Source organism: Paenibacillus paeoniae, assembly GCF_003388735.1.
GTDB classification, from domain to species: domain Bacteria; phylum Bacillota; class Bacilli; order Paenibacillales; family Paenibacillaceae; genus Pristimantibacillus; species Pristimantibacillus paeoniae.
Genome location: NZ_QUBQ01000001.1, coordinates 2,070,095 through 2,087,674, shown reverse-complemented (window position 1 = coordinate 2,087,674; position 17,580 = coordinate 2,070,095). Strand labels below are relative to the sequence as shown.

Sequence of the window (17,580 nt, the reverse complement as noted above, 5' to 3'; positions counted from 1 at the left end):
ATCGATTTATGGGGAAAACAAATGCCAGAGCAGGTCAAATGTGACAAAATGATAACAAATTATTGAACGGCATTTCCATAATGACGCAAATATCGGGCCATATTCTTGACGCTCCCAAACACCTAGGCTATTATAAGTTATGTCCTAGTTCGTCATGTGTTTTTGCCGTGCGGCAAGACGCGAGATATGGTTGGCAAAGGGGGTTAGAACAGAAGATGAGTAATCATGAACAACACGAGACGGCGCATCGTCCGGTTCAGCGCAAAGAAATGTCCCGGCGTCAATTTTTGTCATATACGCTTGGCGGCACAACGGCCTTCATGATGGGCGGCGCGGTATTGCCGATGGTTAGGTTTGCAGTTGATCCACTTCTAACGAAGAAGGGCGAAGGCAATCTGGTCAAGGTAGTTGAAGAGAGCAGAGTTACAGCGGAACCGCAAGAATTCAAGTTTAAGATTCATCAGATTGACGGTTGGTATGAAAGCGAGCCTGAACTCGTAGCTTGGATCTCGAGAGGCAATGACGGCAAAGTATTTGCCCTGTCTCCGGTCTGCAAGCATTTGGGATGCACGATTTTCTGGAACACGAAAGGTCATAACGAATATGACTGTCCGTGCCATGACGCGAGATATTCCAAAGACGGCAAGAACTTGGCAGTAGCCAATTCACCGCTCGACGAATATGAAGTCGTCGTAGACAACGGCATCGTATACTTGGGGCCGCTCGTTAAGAACACAAGAAGCTAAAGGAGGGCGTACTGCAGATGTTTAAAAATGTATACAACTGGATCGATGAACGTCTTGACATTACGCCGCTTTGGAGAGATGTAGCAGACCATGAAGTGCCTGAACACGTTAACCCGGCGCATCATTTCTCTGCATTTGTCTATTGCTTCGGTGGCTTGACGTTTTTTATTACGATTATCCAGATTTTGTCGGGAATGTTCCTGACCTTGTACTACGTGCCGGATATTATTAACGCTTACGCGAGCGTTGACTATCTGCAGCATCAAGTCGCATTCGGTCAGATCGTTCGCGGCATGCACCATTTCGGTGCGAGCTTGGTAATTGTAATGATGTTCCTACATACTCTTCGCGTATTTTTCACCGGCTCCTACAAGGCTCCGCGTGAGATGAACTGGGTAGTCGGAATGCTGATTTTCTTCATCATGCTTGGCCTTGGATTTACAGGTTACCTGCTTCCATGGGACAACAAAGCTTACTACGCAACTAAAGTAGGTGTAGAAATCGCGGCTTCCGTTCCTGTTATTGGATCCTACATCGCTGACTTCCTGTATGGCGGCGACATCGTAGGGGCGCAGACACTGACTCGCTTCTTCGCGATTCACGTATTCTTCTTGCCAGGCGCTTTGATCGCCATGTTGGCAGCGCACTTCCTGATGATTCGGAAACAAGGCATTTCGGGACCACTTTAAGCGAAGGGAGGGCTACTTATGGCTCATGGTCATAAATCGAACGAGAAGGTCGTCTATGTAGGCGACTCGCGCGTTAAGAAAGCGGGCGGGTTCCAGACACCGCCAGACTATACGTCATATCCGGGCAAATCCGAAGCCTTCATCCCTAACTTCCTTCTGAAGGAATGGATGGTTGGCTGTGTCGTACTAGTTGGTTTCCTGGTATGGGTTATCGCTGAGCCTGCTCCACTGGGCTATCCGGCTGATCCAACGAATGCATCGTTTATTCCGATGCCAGACTGGTACTTCTTGTTCCTGTATCAATTTTTGAAATACCCATATGTGTCTCAGGGTTATATCCTGCTTGGCACGCTCGGCATTCCGGGCATCTTGTTCGGCGGCTTGCTGCTTGCTCCATTCCTGGATACTGGCAAAGAGCGTCGCTTCTACCGTCGTCCAATCGCCTCGTCGCTAATGATTCTATCACTGGCGGCTTGCGTATACTTGACGGTTGTATCATGGGATCACTACCAGCATATGCTGGAGAAGAATGGACAAACTCCTGAGCACCACGTTCGCGCGGAAGAAGCGAGACTGGCTCATGAGAGAGGTCTGCCTCGTCCTAACCCGTTGAAGAAAGCGCCTGTAGCAGCTATCATCGAGCCTGAAGATCCGGTAATGTCGATCGTTCAATCTCAATGCATGGGCTGTCATGCGAATGACTTGTCCGGCGCCAATGGACCTGCATTGCTTGGCGTAGGCAATCATCTGTCGAAGGAAGAGATCGTGGAAACGATCACGAACGGTCGTGGCGCAATGCCTGAATACGGTACGAAGCTTTCTACAGAAGAGATTGGTCAGTTGGCTGTCTGGCTGACTAAGCAAACACAAGAGTAGTTAAACCATTGAAGAGAAACCTGATCGAATTATTCGGTCAGGTTTTTTTTGGAAAGGAACATGATCATGAACCTGAGTTTGTTCTGGAGCCGAAGCTTCCTGCTGAACCGCAATGTGCTTTGGCTTTTATTCATCGTTAATTTCGTCGGCACGATATATGGCTATATGTGGTATGAAAACCAGCTGATCTGGACGATAGAGAACAAGCCTGCATGGATGCTGCCTTTTGTACCGGATTCGCCGACGGCGAGCCTTTTTTTTACTCTATCTCTGTTATTCTTGATGTTTCCGCCGCGGAAATTATCCAGACTGGGAAATGGCTTGCGAGTTCTTATCGAAGCACTAGCTGTCGTCTGCTCGGTCAAATACGGCATATGGGCAGTTGCTATGATTGTCGCTGGTGCGGCACAAGGCGATGTGCTGAACTGGCAGCATTACATGCTAATCGCTTCACATTTGGGCATGGCTGCTGAGGCGTTGCTGTATTTCAGGTTTATGAAAGCAAGGACTGGGGCGCTTGCCATCGGCCTTGGCTGGCTGCTGCTTAATGATACGATTGATTATACGTATGGCATTAATCCATGGCTTCCGGCCGAGCTTGAAGATGATCTGGATGCTGTACGCACCTTCACGTTCGCATTGTCGATTGCGAGCTTCCTGACTGCATGGCTTGCATTGCGCTTTAGAAAAGACGAATAACAGTGGACATCCCCTCATAGATTGGTCTATGGGGGGATGTCCATGAAATCGCGTATGATCATTCCGTTTATCGTCTGTCTAGCGATGGCGATGGGTACGGCAGGAGTGGCATGGGGCGGCGCGAGTCCTGAAGGAAGCTACGCATTCCTGTTCTCGTCAGGTCCATATCATCAGCTGGAACGAATGGATGAGACGGCGACAGCTTTATATACGGCAGCCTATACCAATAATCGTCAGGCCGCATTTGCCGAATTGCAAAAAATCCATAAGCTGCTAGGCAATGAGATGCTTCGCAGTTACGGAAATGAAGATGGCTGGTCAGCTATGGAAAATGATGCGGCTGCGATTGAACGGGCGTTGACAAGCGGCGTGAAGCATTCGCTGTGGCTGGAGCATACGGTTCGATTGCGCATCGGCGCAGATGCGCTTATCAATGGCAAGGGAGCTTTATGGCATCAATACAAAGTACTGTTGAACCATGATGTGAACGCCATCAAACTGGCTTGGAAGAGACAAGCCGGTGATCCCGTAGCGGCTGCTCGGGCTACGATGCAAGGATTAAGGGAGCATGCGGCCAGAATTGAGACGGCAGCGATGTTCGCAGGCGATTCGATCCGGATGAAGGAATTAATGGAGCGAATCGCTTACGCGGGCCGATTGCTTGACGAAAAGCAATCAACCGTGGCGAAGACGGAGGTCGACCAGTCACTGGAAGCGATTCGTATGGCGGTTAACGGGGTATTTCTGGAGGATAAGCAGACATCGGCTGTTCCAGCCGTAGCGGTGCCAGGGTCTGGCCAGCCGCTGAAGTGGACACTGATGCTTGGCACGTTGATTTCAGCCGTTCTGACCTGGACAGGCTGGCGCAAATATAAGGCAAGGCCGTATGGCGTGAAGAAGCTATAGTCATGCCTGCGGACGGGCAAGTGAAGAGAGCTTGAACGTTATTCTTCTTTAAAACCTTCGCCAAGCACGTCATGAACGTCACTTATGACGATGAATGCTCGGGGATCGATATTGCGAATGATGGTTTTGAGGCGGCGATTTTCGGCCCTTTCCACAACGCAATAGACGATCTCTTTTTTCTGTCCGGAGAAAGCGCCTTTGGCAGGCATCAAGGTTACGCCGCGTTCCAGCTCATGAGTAATGGCCATCGCGATTTTCTCGCCATGATCCGTTATGATGGAGAACGCCTTGGCGGAATAGGCTCCTTCTTGCAAGAAATCGATCATCTTAGAGGCAATAAACACAACGACAAGCGTATACAATACTTTTTCTAAAGAGATATAGAGAATGGAGATGCCAATGATGATGGCATCAAAGGCCAATATAACTTGTCCCATGCTGAAGCTGCGCCAGCGGGTCAGAATCCTCGCAATGATATCGATGCCGCCTGTTGTGCCGCCATACCGGAATACAATACCCAGACCCGTGCCAAGTGTAGCTCCGGCATACAGCGCTGCGAGCATATAATCATTCGAACTTTGGAACGGGACGAGCCAGCCGGAGTGGATGAGGTATTCAATAAGCGCGAGAAATATCGACAACGATCCAGTTCCAATAATGGTATAGAGCATCTGGAATTTGCCGAGTGCCCTCCAGCCGATCAGGAACAGGGGGATGTTAAGCAGCAGTGTTGTGATCGACAGCTTCCAACCGACTGCATAATTCAACAGCACGGCGATGCCGGTTAAGCCGCCTTCCATCAGCTGATTCGGGATGATGAAATAGTGCAAGCCAAAAGCATAGATAGCGGTTCCGAGCAGAATGGGGGGGATGAGGCGCAGCTGATTCCAAATTCTTTTCACAAGCAGGCCCACTTTCTATAAGATCGCTTATCTATAGTATGGCGAAATGATGCATGCGAAAAACATTGATTTCAGACGGACCTATACGGTAACATAGTAACGTGTAGCTATATATGAAAGGAAGCCGCGAAGATGTCAGAGAAGTCATTAGCTGAAGTACAGCGCGAGGTGGACGAGTATATCTCGCAATTCAAGGAAGGCTATTTCAGCCCGCTTGCCCTTATGGCAAGAATGACCGAAGAGGTTGGCGAGCTGGCGCGCGAAATCAATCATTATTACGGCGAAAAGCCGAAGAGGGCGGACGAGGCGGAAAATACCGTCGAGATGGAACTTGGAGATATCTTGTTCCTGCTGTCCTGCTTCGCCAACTCGCTTGGCATCGATTTGACAGAAGCGCACGATAAGGTCATGCAAAAGTTCAACACGCGTGACGCAAATCGCTGGACGAAGAAAAGCGACGAACTGTAAGCAAGCCCCCTACATATGCTGTACCATCACCCCTGTACAAGGAGGATGGGCAGATGGATGGGGAATCCTGCATCAGGAAGGCGTATGAATATATTTTTCACAGCGATTTCGAAGAGGCGATCTATTGGTTTGAGCAAGCGATAGCTGCCGACCCGGATAACGCCGGATATTATCATAAATGCGCCGTATCCTGCGCGCGCAGCGATAAATGGCCCAAAGCGAAAATTTATGCTGATGTGGCTGAGAAGCTGGAGCCGGATAATGAGGAGTACCGTTATCATTCTCAGGTCATACAATCGCGTCTTCTGCTGGCGGAAGCGAATGGGCTGATAGCCGGAGAGAAGTCGGATACGAAGGAATCGGCGGAGCTATTGCGGCATGCGGTCATGCTTGACCCTCTTAGCTTCGATGCGTATTATACGCTGGCGATGGTCTGTATGACTAACGGAGGGCTGGATGAGGCGATCGAGTGCGCCAGGGAGGCGCTGAGGCTCGATCCGAACCACTCGGCGGCACGCAGATTGTTTTCGGATATAAGCCGCAAACGGAGAATGGAACGCATTCGTTCCACGATGAGAAGACGATAAGGAAAAGGTGATAGGGATGACGGTAGAACGGATTAGAGTCGCGGTAACAGGCGCTGGGGGAAGAATGGGCAGAGAGGTAGTCAAGATGGTTCTGGAGGATGAGGCGCTGCAGCTGGTAGCTGCTGTTGATCCGTCCTCCGGACCGGTCGACGCAGGGATATTCGCCGGACATTCCAATACGGGCGTTATAGTAAGCGCGACGTTGGACGAAGCGTTGAGCGGAGCCAAAGCAGACGTGCTCGTCGACTTTACGGTTCCGCAAGCCGCATACGGCAATACGAGAACGGCTATTGAATACGGTGTTCGTCCAGTGATCGGGACAACGGGCTTTACGCCTGAGCAAATCGAAGAATTGGACGGGCTGTGCAAGGAGAAAGGAATCGGCGGGCTGATCGCGCCTAACTTCTCGATTGGTGCCATTCTGATGATGAAATTTGCTGCCGAAGCTTCCAAATATTTGCCCCACGTGGAAATCATCGAATATCACGGCGATCAGAAGCTGGATGCGCCTTCGGGAACATCTATCAAGACGGCCGAGCTAATCTCGCAGGTTCGCGAGGAGCTGCGTCAAGGCAATCCGAAGGAAGAAGAGACGATTGAAGGCGCACGCGGCGGATATTACAATGGGTTCCGCATACATAGCGTCAGACTTCCAGGCGTATTTGCGCAGCAGGAAGTTATTTTCGGCGGCTATGGTCAAACGCTTAAGATAAGACATGATTCGTACGACCGCGCCGGCTATATGCCGGGAGTCAATGTAGCCGTGAAAAAGGTTATGACGTACAGCGGTTTGATCTATGGATTCGAACATATTATGGACTAGCCGACAAGGCGCCATTTTGACATCGGGAGAGGGGAATCGCATGCTGAACATTGCTTTTATCGCGCATGACCGCAAGAAGGACGAGATTGTAAATTTCGTAATCGCCTATGAACATGTGTTCACGCCCCACAATCTTTATTCTACCGGAACGACCGGTACCCGCATTATGGAGCAGACAAGCCTGTCGATCCATCGTTTCATGTCGGGGCCGCTAGGAGGAGATCAGCAGATTGGCGCGCTGGTAGCACAGAACGAGATGGATCTGATTGTCTTCCTGCGTGATCCGCTAATGGCGCAGCCTCATGAGCCGGATATTATCGCTTTGCTTCGCCTGTGCGATGTGCAAGGCATTCCGGTCGCGACGAATATCGCGACGGCAGAGGTGTTGGTCAAGGCGGTAGAGCGCGGCGACTTTGCTTGGCGCGAGCTGGTGCATAAATATAAGCCGGGAGCGAGCGAATAATGGACAAGCTGGATATTCTCGTATTCGGAGCCCACGCGGATGACGCGGAGATTGGAATGGGCGGAACGATTGCCAAGCATACGGCGGCGGGACAGCGAGTTGGCATTTGCGATTTGACCGAAGCAGAGATGTCCTCTAACGGCACCGTGGAGCTAAGGCGGCAAGAAGCCGCTTTTGCCTCTGCGGTGCTTGGTTTATCTGCACGGACGAACCTGCAATTGCCTGACCGTGGCTTACAGCCTAGCCGCGAACAGATCGATGTCATCGTTGCCGAGATCAGACGCTGGCAGCCGCGTATCGTGTTTGCCCCTTATTGGGTAGACCGTCATCCAGATCATATCGCTTGCAGCAAGCTCATTGAAGAAGCTGTCTTTAATGCCAAGCTGCGCAATTATATGCCGCATCTGCCGCCTGTTCAGGTGGAGCAGCTTATTTATTATTATATTAATGATGTCGAGGCTGTATCGCTGATTGTGGATGTCTCATCGACATACGACGTGAAGCAGGAAGCGCTGCGCGCCTACCGTTCCCAGTTCGATCGGTCGCATAGCGCGGATTCGGTTGCTACGCCGCTTACAAACCGTTATGTAGAGCGGGTCGAGGCCAGAGATTCCTTGCTTGGTCAAAGCAAAGGCTGGACGTATGCCGAAGGCTTTGCCATCAAGCGTCCATTCGGCGTCGCATTATTTTGACAAAAGGTACAGCCTGTAGGGAATAGATATAGATATACCACATGAGTGGGGGAGGTGCATCACGAATGGCTAGGAAGCTGAAAATCGGCATTACATGTTATCCGACGCTGGGAGGATCAGGCGTCGTAGCTACGGAATTAGGGAAGCTGCTTGCCGAACGTGGGCACGAAATTCATTTTATTACACATAGCATACCGTTTCGGTTAGGCAAGTTTCATAAAAATATATTTTTCCACGAAGTAGAAGTAAATGATTATTACGTATTCCGTTATCCTCCTTACGATCTTTCGCTTGCCAGCAAGATGGCTCAGGTAGCCAAAATGCAACAGCTTGATCTGCTGCATGTGCATTATGCTGTGCCGCATGCCGTGTGCGCCTATCTCGCCAAGCAGATGATGGGCAACGGACTTAAAACGGTTACGACTTTGCATGGCACTGATATTACCGTACTAGCACAAGACGAATCGTTAAAGGATTTGATCAGACTTGCGATCCATCAGAGTGATGCCGTCACGGCGGTATCCAACGATCTGATTCAGGAAACGAGAAACTTGCTGGACATTTTGACCCCTATCGATCTGACTTACAACTTTGTCGATAAGCGTGTATATTATCCGCGGGAAGTAGCTTCACTGCGCTCCGACTTTGCGGCGCCGGACGAGAAAATTTTGATGCATATTTCGAACTTCCGCCCCGTGAAACGCGTAAGCGATGTGGTGGAAATTTTCGAGCGGGTATCGAAGCGAGTCCCGTCCAAGCTTCTATTGGTAGGAGAAGGGCCGGAGCTGACCAAAATTCAATGCAAGATTAAAAATATGGGGCTTGAGGACCGTGTCCATTTTCTTGGCAAGCAAGAAGACGTCGCACAAGTGATCTCGATGGCGGACGTGTTATTGCTGCCCTCCGAGAAAGAAAGCTTCGGACTGGTGTCGCTTGAAGCGATGGCATGCGGTGTGCCAACGATCGGCTCCAACGCAGGAGGTATTCCGGAGCTGGTTACACACGGCATTACGGGGTTCTTGTCGGATGTGGGCAATGTGGAGGACATGGCGGAAGGCGCCATCAAGCTGCTGACAGATGAGGCGCTTCATGCGAAGTTCAGGGAAGCGTGCTTGAAGCGCGCCAGAAATGACTTCTGTAATGATTCGATTACGGAACAATATGAGTCCATTTATTATCGCGTGCTTGGGATCGATGTTGAAGTACCGGTAACGGTGTGTGAATAAGCGGTCTTATTAAGTAGTGGAGACGGCAGGCGCAAGAAGGGAGGAGCGGATATGAAGCTGCAGCTTACGTCAGAGATGAAGGCAGCCATGCCTTTGATTGAAAAGCTTGAATCGGATGGATATGAGGCTGTATTCGTAGGCGGAGCCGTTCGCGATGCAGTACTGGGATTAGCCGTTCATGATATCGATATCGCAACGTCGGCGTTGCCGGAGCAGGTTATGGGTTTGTTCCCGAAATGCATACCGACCGGTTTGCAGCATGGCACAGTTACCGTTGTACAGCAAGGCGAGACATACGAGGTTACGACGTATCGGACGGAGTCAAGCTATGAGCAATTCCGCAAGCCCTCATCCGTTGCGTTCGTGCTTCAGTTGGACGAAGACCTGCTGCGTCGTGATTTCACTATGAATGCGATGGCGATACGGCAAAGCGGCTACGTGTACGACCCTTATAACGGTCAGCATGATTTGCGTGAGTCACGTCTCCGCTGTGTGGGGAAGGCGAATGATCGCCTGCAGGAGGATGCGCTGCGTATGCTGAGAGCGATTCGCTTTCTCGGCACATACAGACTTCGGCCGGTGCCGTCCCTTTGGCGGGGTCTTAAGTCGTACAAGGGATTGCTCCGCCACATTGCGATGGAGCGCGTACAAGCGGAGCTGGATAAAATGCTGTCGGGCGATGCCCCGGAGAGGGGGCTGGCTTGGCTTGGCGCCAGCGGTCTGTGGGGAGAATTCAAAGAGCCGGCATCTCCGGCATTATTGACCCGTATTCAACAATCTGCGGAATATGACGGTGTTGAAATGGCGTCTTTAAGCTCGCTTGAACATTTGGACGAGCGCTGGGCGGCTATCTTATTGTCGTTGCGAGCCGCTGAGAAGGACGCGCAAGAGCTGCTGGTCAGCCTTAGACTCCCCAACAAAAGAGCAGGGCTGGTTATGACCATCTTGCGGCTTCATACAGAGATGGCTGTGCGCGTGAATGAGGACGATGAATCCCGCATTCGCGCCGCATGGCTGGAAGCTGTCATTCGTTACGGTGAAGAAGCAGCGGGACATTGGCTGCATGTGGTACAAGCACTCAAACCGCAAAGGGGCCAGCTATCCCAGGAAATCGTGAATCGCTTATACTCGATAATGAAGGAAATGCCTGCCAAATCGCTGAAGCAGCTGGCGATAGGAGGCAATGAGCTGCAACAAGCCCTATCCCGAAGGGCAGGTCCATGGATGAGCAGGCTGCTGAATCGTCTGCTGATTGCGGTTGCTTCCGGGGATATTGTGAATGAGAAGGGCAAGCTGATTGAGCAATCCATAATATGGAATGAAGAGGGTACTTATGAAAAGCCATGATCAATTGCTGAATTTGCTGAAGCGTCATCCGGATCAATACGTATCCGGTGCTATGATGAGCCAGGAGCTCAATGTGAGCCGCACGGCGGTCTGGAAGCAGATTCGCAAGCTCGAAACAGCCGGCTATGAGATTGAAGCCTCGACCAAGCTGGGGTATCGGTTGTTGTATTCTCCCGACGAAATAAATAGTGAAAGGTTAGCGGAATCGCATTCTACAGCCAGGTTCGGCCAGTCGATTCACTACTTTGAGCAGGTGAAGTCGACTCAGGATTCGGCGAGAGCGCTAGCGGAGTCCGGGGCGCCGGAAGGGACGCTTGTGCTGGCGGAGGAGCAGACTGGCGGACGCGGGAGAATGGGCCGCGGCTGGGTATCTCCGCAAGGCAAAGGCATATGGATGAGCATGGTGATGCGTCCTCATGTTCCCATTCATTGTGCGCCGCAGCTCACACTGCTGACTGCTGTTGCACTATGCAGAAGTCTAAGGCGTCTGACGGAGCTGCCTATCGGCATCAAGTGGCCGAATGATTTGTTGATTCGAGGTAAAAAAATTAGCGGCATCCTGCTGGAATCGGCAGCAGAGGATGAGCGTCTTAAATATATCGTTGCAGGCGTGGGCATCAGCGTCAATCTGTCCGAAGGGGATTATCCGGAGGAGCTGCTCGCGAAGGCGACTTCGCTTCGCATTGAAGCGGGGCAGCCATTCAGCCGAAGTGCAATTGTCGCTGAATTCATGCAGGAATGGGAGACTCTTTATGATCTCTTCTTACAGGAAGGTTTCAACGCGATTGCAGCGCTATGGGAGTCGTTGTCCGTGTCCATCGGACAGAAGGTTCGTCTCGTTACGCCACAAGGCGAGCTTGAAGGCACGCCGGTAGGATTGGATGAGAGCGGAGCCATTCGAGTAGAACGCGCCGACGGCTCGCTGGTTACGATCTTCTCAGCAGAAATGGGTGAACCGCTGAACCGTTCATAGTCATCTGGCATGATGGTCAATACAGAACGTTTACGAAGTTTGTTTTTTTTGGTACACTACAGATATCAGGCGGTATTCCAAGGAAGCTGCACTGGTAAACTCGCAGATTGAACCGTGTCAATGATTGGTGTTGCACACTCTGCTCTGAGCCGTAGGGACCGAGACAGAAGGAAGCACAACAAGCAACCGTTTCCTTTTTATGTTCGGAACCTTTTTAGCAATCGGCTAAAAGGTTTTTTTGTGTTTAAAATAGCACATAAGTGCAAAAGGAGATGAAAGCGATGAGGAAACGACTGACGATCCACAACCTGCTGAAAATGAAGCAGGGGCGCAATGCGATTTCCGTGCTGACGGCTTACGATTATCCGTCCGCAAAGCTTGCAGAAGAAGCGGGAATTGATGTCATTTTGGTAGGAGATTCGCTCGGAAATGTCGTATTGGGTTACGAGACGACGATACCAGTGACAGTTGACGATATTGTGTATCATTCAAGATCGGTTGCAAGAGCTGCGACGAATACATTTATCGTTGCGGATATGCCGTTTTTGTCCTATGGAGCCAGCAGGGAAACTACACTGCTTAACGCTGCAAAGATCATGCAGCAAGGCGGAGCGCAGGCTCTGAAGCTTGAAGGGGGCGCGGAAATTGCATCCGATGTGGAAGCGCTGGTTCAAGCCGGCATTCCTGTAATGGGCCATCTGGGACTTACGCCGCAATCCGTGCATCAGCTTGGCGGTTATAAGGTGCAAGGGAAGACGGAGAAGGATGCTCAGAAGCTGATGGAAGATGCGCTTGCACTAGAGAAGGCAGGAGCGTTCAGCATCGTTCTGGAGCTCGTGACGGAGCCTGTAGCGGCTGCGATCAGCGAGGCGCTTACTATTCCGACGATTGGCATAGGAGCGGGCAGAGGATGTGATGGACAGGTTCTTGTCTATCATGACATTCTGCAGTATTCCTCCCCATACTTTGAGAAGAAATTCGTGAAAACATACGCCGATATCGGCTCGACTATACGCAGTGCAGTGGAATCTTTTGTAGATGAAGTGAAAACGCGTCAGTTTCCTGCTGAAGAGCATGTGTTCCAGCCAAGCTCCGCTTCACCGACTTCGCTGTATGGAGGAACCGCTGGAGAGCAGCGGAAGAACGCAGAAGAGAGACAGCGAAAGGAAGTACCGCTCGCATGATCGTATGCCGCACAATTGTAGAGTTGAAAGAGCACTTATATGCATTATCCGAAGGCGGGAAGCGTTCGATCGGCTACGTGCCGACGATGGGGTATCTTCATGAGGGACATGCAAGCCTAATGCGGGAAGCGAAGGCGCACAATGATGTCTCCGTACTGAGCATCTTTGTTAATCCGACCCAGTTCGGACCAAACGAAGATCTGGATCGTTACCCTCGTGATGAAGAGCGCGATCTGAAGCTTGCCGATGAATGCGGTATGGATGTGGTATTCTTACCGACGGTACATGAGATGTATCCAACGCCTTCCAAAACCAGCGTCATCGTGGGCGGATTGACAGATCGATTGTGCGGTGCTTCAAGACCAGGACACTTTGACGGAGTCGGTCTTGTTGTCAGCAAATTATTCCATCTGGTGAAACCGGACCGCGCTTACTTCGGAATGAAGGATGCGCAGCAAGTTGCCGTTATTGAGCAAATCGTTCATGATTTGAATTTCGATACCATCATTGTGCCATGCGCGATAGTACGAGAGCCGGACGGTCTTGCGCTTAGCTCGCGCAATGTTTTTTTGTCCGCTGAACATCGGGCGCAAGCTGTGGTCTTGTCCCAATCGCTTGATCAGGCCCGTATTTGGATTCAAGAGGATACGATGACGGCAGGCTTGCTCCAGTCCCGAGTGAAGGAGCGGATCGAATCGGCGCCGGATGCGATTATCGATTATGTGGAACTGCTTCGGTATCCTTCGCTTGAGCCGCTGGAGGAAGAAGAACTTACGTATAAGCTGGATGCGCCGGTACTGCTGGCGATGGCTGTTAAATTTGGAACGACTCGTTTGATTGATAATAGCCTGTACCATCCGAGTGGAGGGGTTTAACATGTTTAGAACCATGATGAAATCCAAGCTGCACCGCGCTACCGTAACGGAAGCGAATTTGAATTACGTCGGCAGCATTACAATCGACGAAGATTTGATGGATGCGGCGGATTTGCTGGAAAATGAAAAAGTGCAGATCGTGAACAATAACAATGGAGCAAGATTCGAAACGTATGTCATCACTGGAGCCAGGGGTTCAGGTGTGATCTGTTTGAACGGTGCGGCAGCCAGACTTGTTCAGCCTGGGGATAAAGTCATTATTATCTCTTATGGCATGATGACAAGCGAAGAAGCCAAATCGTATAAGCCGGTTATTACCATTCTTGACGATGAGAACAAGCCGCTCAAGGTTTTGACTGAGGAATTGCATGCCACCATTATCTAATGGCTGGATAACGCAACATCCCTCACTTATGTAACGACTGGTACGCCGTATGAAAAGAGTGCTGTAAACAAAAAATGAGCGTATCACTCCTTACTCTAAGCGAAGGCGGGATGCGGCATGTTTCAGCATATGTTCAGTTCCATGAACGAATTGCTTGACGGGATCACGAAGCAGTATCCACAAGCAAGCGATCAGGAGCAAATGGCGTTCCTTAAGCAAATCACCGAATTGAAACAGATGAGCGACAGCTTTATCGAGCAATGGTTGATTTTTGAGGAAAAAGTATCTGATTTTCATGACAGCTTCGGTGAAGGGCAGTCAGTCCCAATCGCTCAGACTGTTTTAGAAGAGGAATCGGAATCAATCGAGGGACCAATACCCGTTTATTCGGCTGTGGAGTCATCGACCTGCAACATGTCGGATCTCACGATTCCCGAAGAAGCAGCCTTGATTATTAACAGAGGCCAAGGCTATTATAAATTATTTATGTTTTCGCATGCTGCAGGATTATTTCAAGACGCGATATCGATTGCTCCGGAATGCAATTTAGCCAGGCTTTTTCTAGGCATGAGCCAGATGCATATGCAAAATTGGCAGGAGGCGCAGCGGCAATTTCAATTATTAATTGTGCTGTCGGACTTTCCGAAGTGGCTCGCTTTAGGCTATAATGCCCTTGGGTGCATTCACGCAGTGCACATGAATATTGCCCAGGCGGAGAAGCTGTTTCTCAAGGCCTATGAAGTGTATCCAAGCTTTACGGACTCATTAAATAATTTAAAGTCCTGTCAGGAAACGCCGGGACAATTATCGTTATATTTCGGTAGCACGGAGCTGTGCTGTTTGTGAGAGGATCGGGGAATCAATGAATTATGCTGTACTGGATTTGGAGACGACTGGACATAGCGCGGAAGACGATATCCTGCAGGTTGGCCTTGTCATTGTCTCCGACGAGCTTGACATCGTCAAAACCTATAGCGCGTTTGTAAAGCCGAGAATCCCGATTCCAGCTTTTATTACGGGACTGACTGGCATAACGGAAGAAATGGTGAAAGACGCTCCAGAGCTTAACGAAGTGTTGCTGGAGCTTATTCCACTATTGGATGATGCGGTACTCGTTGCTCATAATGTGGGATTCGATGCCGGATTTCTGAACAATGCGCTTGATCGTTGCGGCTATATGCCCTTCACTGGCAGAAGGCTGGATACGATTGAACTGTTGCGCATCTTTTATCCAAGTATTACGACTTATCAGCTTGGCGCAGTCGCCGAGCAATTCGGCATCGACAATCATCAGCATCACCAAGCTGACAGCGATGCGATGGCGACTGCCCTTATTTTCATCGAGATGGTCAATAAATTGCGCTCCATGCCGCTGCTTACCGCGCAGCGGCTCTCTGCGTTAATTGATGAAAGCAAGGATTTGCATTGGTTTCTCAAGCAAAACGAAAAAAGAATCGAGCAAAATACCGTTTTCGATATGGGTGACTACGACTTTTATCGTCAATTCGCATTGAAAGCGAAGGAATGGAGCGAGGAGAAGGCGCCAAGGGGAGATGATCCCGCTGGCGAAGGGGTCCTTGACAACATTACTTTTGATGATTATTTGGAGCAAGTCAGATCTCGTTTCCAGGACAAGTTCGAGCGGTATGAAGAGCGCGAGTCACAAGTGATGATGTTCCGCGAAGTGTATGAAGCGCTTACGCAGGGCAGACATCTTCTGATCGAAGCGGGTACAGGCACAGGAAAGTCGCTTGGTTATCTCATACCGGCGCTTTATTACAGCATTCAAAGCAAAAGCAAAATTGTCGTGAGCACTCATACAATCAACTTGCAGGAGCAGCTCCGTCAACGTGATTTGCCTTTGCTTGGAGAAGTGCTTCCTTTTCCGTTCAAGGCTTCCATATTCAAAGGCAGAGGCAATTATTTATGTCTGCGCAAGTTCGAGGGCAAGCTGAACGCGCAAGACATGGTGGCTCCGATCGAAGATCCTATTACGGCTGCACAAATGGTGGTTTGGCTTGGCGAGACGGAAACCGGTGATCAAGAGGAGCTGAATTTCGGCAGCCGCGGCGCCGACTTTTGGTCAACTGTAGCCAGCGATGCGGATTCTTGCCTGAATCGGGCATGTCCTTGGTTCAAACGCTGCTATTACCATCGCGCCAAGCACGAATCAAATTTGGCAGATGTATGTATCACGAACCATTCCATGTTGTTTACGGATGTTCAGGCGGATCACCGACTGCTTCCTACATACAATCATCTTGTTATTGATGAAGCTCACCATGTGGAAGAGGTAGCCGGCAAGCATTTGGGCATGAACGTTCATTATTTCACACTCGTGCAAGCGATGATTCGCTTGTATCGCGACAATCGATCAGGTCTGTTGCCTTCCCTTCGCCTCCGGCTTCAACAGGAAGGCGACGATCATGTGCAGGCCTGGACGGAGACGATCGATACGATCATTCCGATCTTCCAGGAAGTGAAGGAGCATTGGGATAAGCTGTTCGAAATGTTTTACGCCTTTGCATCCACAGAATCAGACAGCGTTAGCGATAATGGCTCTTTAGTGAAACGTCTTAGTACGGGCAAGCTGCCGACAGGCTGGGATGAAGTAATTGCCGTTGAAAACAATGTTCATGTTGAGCTGACCAGGGTAATCAAGACAGCGGAGAAGATGATGAATGATGTGAAGGATCGCGTTGATGACTTGTCTATTCAAGCATCGTTGACCGATCTTAACGGAGCGCTTCGCGATCTAAGCCGCGTAAAAGACGAGCTGAGATTGTTTACGAAGCTGGAAGATAAGCAGTATGTCTATTGGCTGGAAGCCAGTACAGCCTATCGTCAACGTTCTATGCAGCTTTACGCTGCGCCAGTCGATGTCAGCAGTCAATTGCAAAAATATTTCTTTGATGCGAAGGACAGTATTGTGATGACTTCGGCAACCTTGACGGTACAAAAAAACTTTCAATATGCGGAGGAGCAGCTCGGTCTTGAAGGTTATGAGAAACAAGGAAAACTGAAAACCGTATTGCTGCCGTCTCCGTTCAATTATAGAGAGCAGGCGCTAGTCGTCATTCCAAGGGATTTCCCGGTGTTGAAGGGGGCTTCGGTAGACGAAGCGTATATGGACAAGCTAGTCGGATCGCTGGCTGATACGGCCGTAGAGACAAAGGGCAGAATGCTCGTTTTGTTCACGTCCTACAAAATGCTCAAGCAAGTGTATGATCCTCTGAAGCAGAGGCTTGACGCAGCTGGAATTCAAACGTTGGGCCAAGGCATTGACAGCAGCAATCGGACAAAGCTGACACGCAGATTCCTTCAACAGCCGGAGTCTGTATTGCTGGGTACGAGCAGCTTCTGGGAAGGGGTGGACATTCCAGGAGAAGGGCTTGTCTGTCTGGCGATTGTCCGATTGCCGTTCCAGCCTCCCAATCATCCGCTTGTGGAAGCCAAGTCGGAGCTTCTGCAGCGGCAGAAGCAAAATCCGTTCATGAAGTTGTCCATTCCTCAAGCAGTCATTCGTTTTAAGCAAGGATTTGGCCGATTGGTTCGAACTGCGCATGACAAAGGAATCGTCATCATCTATGATACAAGAATCATCGATACTTATTATGGAAAGCACTTCCTGTACTCATTGCCGGGACCGAAGATCGAGACCATGCATACGAATCAGATGGTTCCCCGCATGCAGGAATGGCTGTCCCAGAACAGGGCAGAAGGCTGATCAAGTTTTCAC

19 protein-coding genes are annotated in these 17,580 nt (G+C 50.2%); 18 read left to right on the top strand and 1 reads right to left on the bottom strand.

The window, feature by feature from the left end; genetic code table 11:
• Positions 1 to 215: 215 nt before the first annotated feature.
• The 5 genes from DX130_RS09590 to DX130_RS09570 all read left to right on the top strand — a co-directional run bounded on the left by DX130_RS09590 (position 216) and on the right by DX130_RS09570 (position 3,916).
• Positions 216 to 746, top strand: a complete 531-nt coding sequence (locus tag DX130_RS09590; RefSeq protein WP_116044713.1) for a Rieske (2Fe-2S) protein — start codon at positions 216 to 218, stop codon at positions 744 to 746.
• Between the two features lie 17 nt (positions 747 to 763).
• Complete coding sequence (gene qcrB / locus DX130_RS09585; protein ID WP_116044711.1) at positions 764 to 1,435, top strand: menaquinol-cytochrome c reductase cytochrome b subunit; 672 nt, start codon at positions 764 to 766, stop codon at positions 1,433 to 1,435.
• Positions 1,436 to 1,453: 18 nt separating this feature from the next.
• Entirely contained in the window at positions 1,454 to 2,311 is an 858-nt protein-coding gene (locus DX130_RS09580) for a menaquinol-cytochrome c reductase cytochrome b/c subunit (RefSeq protein WP_116044710.1), read from the top strand.
• A gap of 66 nt (positions 2,312 to 2,377) precedes the next feature.
• On the top strand, positions 2,378 to 3,010 hold the full coding sequence (locus DX130_RS09575; protein ID WP_116044708.1) for a DUF1405 domain-containing protein: 633 nt from the start codon (positions 2,378 to 2,380) through the stop codon (positions 3,008 to 3,010).
• A gap of 42 nt (positions 3,011 to 3,052) precedes the next feature.
• Positions 3,053 to 3,916, top strand: coding sequence for a sporulation protein YpjB (locus DX130_RS09570; protein ID WP_165861211.1), 864 nt, complete (start codon positions 3,053 to 3,055; stop codon positions 3,914 to 3,916).
• Positions 3,917 to 3,954: 38 nt separating this feature from the next.
• Here DX130_RS09570 and DX130_RS09565 read toward each other — a convergent pair whose 3' ends face one another.
• Positions 3,955 to 4,824, bottom strand: coding sequence for a YitT family protein (locus tag DX130_RS09565; protein ID WP_116045874.1), 870 nt, complete (start codon positions 4,822 to 4,824; stop codon positions 3,955 to 3,957).
• Positions 4,825 to 4,950: 126 nt separating this feature from the next.
• Between DX130_RS09565 and DX130_RS09560 the strand changes: the two genes are divergently transcribed.
• The 13 genes from DX130_RS09560 (at position 4,951) to dinG (ending at position 17,568) form a co-directional block, all read left to right on the top strand.
• Positions 4,951 to 5,286: a nucleotide pyrophosphohydrolase gene (locus DX130_RS09560; RefSeq protein ID WP_116044704.1), complete on the top strand. Its 336-nt coding sequence runs from the start codon at positions 4,951 to 4,953 to the stop codon at positions 5,284 to 5,286.
• A 53-nt stretch (positions 5,287 to 5,339) separates the two neighbouring features.
• A complete protein-coding gene (locus DX130_RS09555; protein ID WP_116044703.1) occupies positions 5,340 to 5,873 on the top strand; it encodes a tetratricopeptide repeat protein in 534 nt (177 codons plus the stop codon).
• A gap of 16 nt (positions 5,874 to 5,889) precedes the next feature.
• On the top strand, positions 5,890 to 6,696 hold the full coding sequence (gene dapB / locus DX130_RS09550) for a 4-hydroxy-tetrahydrodipicolinate reductase (protein WP_116044701.1): 807 nt from the start codon (positions 5,890 to 5,892) through the stop codon (positions 6,694 to 6,696).
• Positions 6,697 to 6,736: 40 nt separating this feature from the next.
• A complete protein-coding gene (locus DX130_RS09545; protein ID WP_116044699.1) occupies positions 6,737 to 7,159 on the top strand; it encodes a methylglyoxal synthase in 423 nt (140 codons plus the stop codon).
• Positions 7,156 to 7,851: a bacillithiol biosynthesis deacetylase BshB1 gene (gene bshB1, locus DX130_RS09540; protein WP_116044698.1), complete on the top strand. Its 696-nt coding sequence runs from the start codon at positions 7,156 to 7,158 to the stop codon at positions 7,849 to 7,851. Before DX130_RS09545 ends, bshB1 begins: the two co-directional genes overlap by 4 nt.
• 65 nt (positions 7,852 to 7,916) lie before the next feature.
• Complete coding sequence (gene bshA / locus DX130_RS09535) at positions 7,917 to 9,077, top strand: N-acetyl-alpha-D-glucosaminyl L-malate synthase BshA (protein ID WP_116044696.1); 1,161 nt, start codon at positions 7,917 to 7,919, stop codon at positions 9,075 to 9,077.
• A gap of 51 nt (positions 9,078 to 9,128) precedes the next feature.
• Positions 9,129 to 10,424, top strand: a complete 1,296-nt coding sequence (locus DX130_RS09530; RefSeq protein WP_116044695.1) for a CCA tRNA nucleotidyltransferase — start codon at positions 9,129 to 9,131, stop codon at positions 10,422 to 10,424.
• The gene (locus DX130_RS09525; protein WP_116044693.1) at positions 10,411 to 11,397 is read left to right on the top strand and encodes a biotin--[acetyl-CoA-carboxylase] ligase; all 987 of its coding nucleotides are present in this window, start codon (positions 10,411 to 10,413) and stop codon (positions 11,395 to 11,397) included. Before DX130_RS09530 ends, DX130_RS09525 begins: the two co-directional genes overlap by 14 nt.
• A gap of 281 nt (positions 11,398 to 11,678) precedes the next feature.
• Entirely contained in the window at positions 11,679 to 12,581 is a 903-nt protein-coding gene (panB, locus tag DX130_RS09520; protein WP_116044691.1) for a 3-methyl-2-oxobutanoate hydroxymethyltransferase, read from the top strand.
• Positions 12,578 to 13,456, top strand: coding sequence for a pantoate--beta-alanine ligase (gene panC / locus DX130_RS09515; RefSeq protein ID WP_116044689.1), 879 nt, complete (start codon positions 12,578 to 12,580; stop codon positions 13,454 to 13,456). The genes panB and panC overlap by 4 nt, the downstream gene beginning before the upstream one ends.
• Position 13,457: 1 nt before the next feature.
• Positions 13,458 to 13,841, top strand: coding sequence for an aspartate 1-decarboxylase (panD, locus tag DX130_RS09510; protein WP_116044687.1), 384 nt, complete (start codon positions 13,458 to 13,460; stop codon positions 13,839 to 13,841).
• Positions 13,842 to 13,958: 117 nt separating this feature from the next.
• Positions 13,959 to 14,687 (top strand): tetratricopeptide repeat protein, encoded by a 729-nt coding sequence (locus DX130_RS09505; RefSeq protein WP_116044685.1) that lies wholly within the window; start codon positions 13,959 to 13,961, stop codon positions 14,685 to 14,687.
• 16 nt (positions 14,688 to 14,703) lie between these two features.
• On the top strand, positions 14,704 to 17,568 hold the full coding sequence (gene dinG, locus DX130_RS09500; RefSeq protein WP_116044683.1) for an ATP-dependent DNA helicase DinG: 2,865 nt from the start codon (positions 14,704 to 14,706) through the stop codon (positions 17,566 to 17,568).
• Positions 17,569 to 17,580 lie beyond the last annotated feature (12 nt).

What these genes read in the sequence shown, in the direction of transcription:
- panD (WP_116044687.1), top strand. Translation starts at nt 13,458, where the DNA reads ATGTTTAGAACCATGATGAAATCCAAGCTGCACCGCGCTACCGTAACG.
- DX130_RS09555 (WP_116044703.1), top strand. Translation starts at nt 5,340, where the DNA reads ATGGATGGGGAATCCTGCATCAGGAAGGCGTATGAATATATTTTTCAC.
- DX130_RS09580 (WP_116044710.1), top strand. Translation starts at nt 1,454, where the DNA reads ATGGCTCATGGTCATAAATCGAACGAGAAGGTCGTCTATGTAGGCGAC.
- DX130_RS09545 (WP_116044699.1), top strand. Translation starts at nt 6,737, where the DNA reads ATGCTGAACATTGCTTTTATCGCGCATGACCGCAAGAAGGACGAGATT.
- DX130_RS09570 (WP_165861211.1), top strand. Translation starts at nt 3,053, where the DNA reads ATGAAATCGCGTATGATCATTCCGTTTATCGTCTGTCTAGCGATGGCG.
- dapB (WP_116044701.1), top strand. Translation starts at nt 5,890, where the DNA reads ATGACGGTAGAACGGATTAGAGTCGCGGTAACAGGCGCTGGGGGAAGA.
- DX130_RS09525 (WP_116044693.1), top strand. Translation starts at nt 10,411, where the DNA reads ATGAAAAGCCATGATCAATTGCTGAATTTGCTGAAGCGTCATCCGGAT.
- DX130_RS09575 (WP_116044708.1), top strand. Translation starts at nt 2,378, where the DNA reads ATGAACCTGAGTTTGTTCTGGAGCCGAAGCTTCCTGCTGAACCGCAAT.
- DX130_RS09505 (WP_116044685.1), top strand. Translation starts at nt 13,959, where the DNA reads ATGTTTCAGCATATGTTCAGTTCCATGAACGAATTGCTTGACGGGATC.
- DX130_RS09590 (WP_116044713.1), top strand. Translation starts at nt 216, where the DNA reads ATGAGTAATCATGAACAACACGAGACGGCGCATCGTCCGGTTCAGCGC.
- dinG (WP_116044683.1), top strand. Translation starts at nt 14,704, where the DNA reads ATGAATTATGCTGTACTGGATTTGGAGACGACTGGACATAGCGCGGAA.
- DX130_RS09560 (WP_116044704.1), top strand. Translation starts at nt 4,951, where the DNA reads ATGTCAGAGAAGTCATTAGCTGAAGTACAGCGCGAGGTGGACGAGTAT.
- DX130_RS09530 (WP_116044695.1), top strand. Translation starts at nt 9,129, where the DNA reads ATGAAGCTGCAGCTTACGTCAGAGATGAAGGCAGCCATGCCTTTGATT.
- qcrB (WP_116044711.1), top strand. Translation starts at nt 764, where the DNA reads ATGTTTAAAAATGTATACAACTGGATCGATGAACGTCTTGACATTACG.
- bshA (WP_116044696.1), top strand. Translation starts at nt 7,917, where the DNA reads ATGGCTAGGAAGCTGAAAATCGGCATTACATGTTATCCGACGCTGGGA.
- panC (WP_116044689.1), top strand. Translation starts at nt 12,578, where the DNA reads ATGATCGTATGCCGCACAATTGTAGAGTTGAAAGAGCACTTATATGCA.
- panB (WP_116044691.1), top strand. Translation starts at nt 11,679, where the DNA reads ATGAGGAAACGACTGACGATCCACAACCTGCTGAAAATGAAGCAGGGG.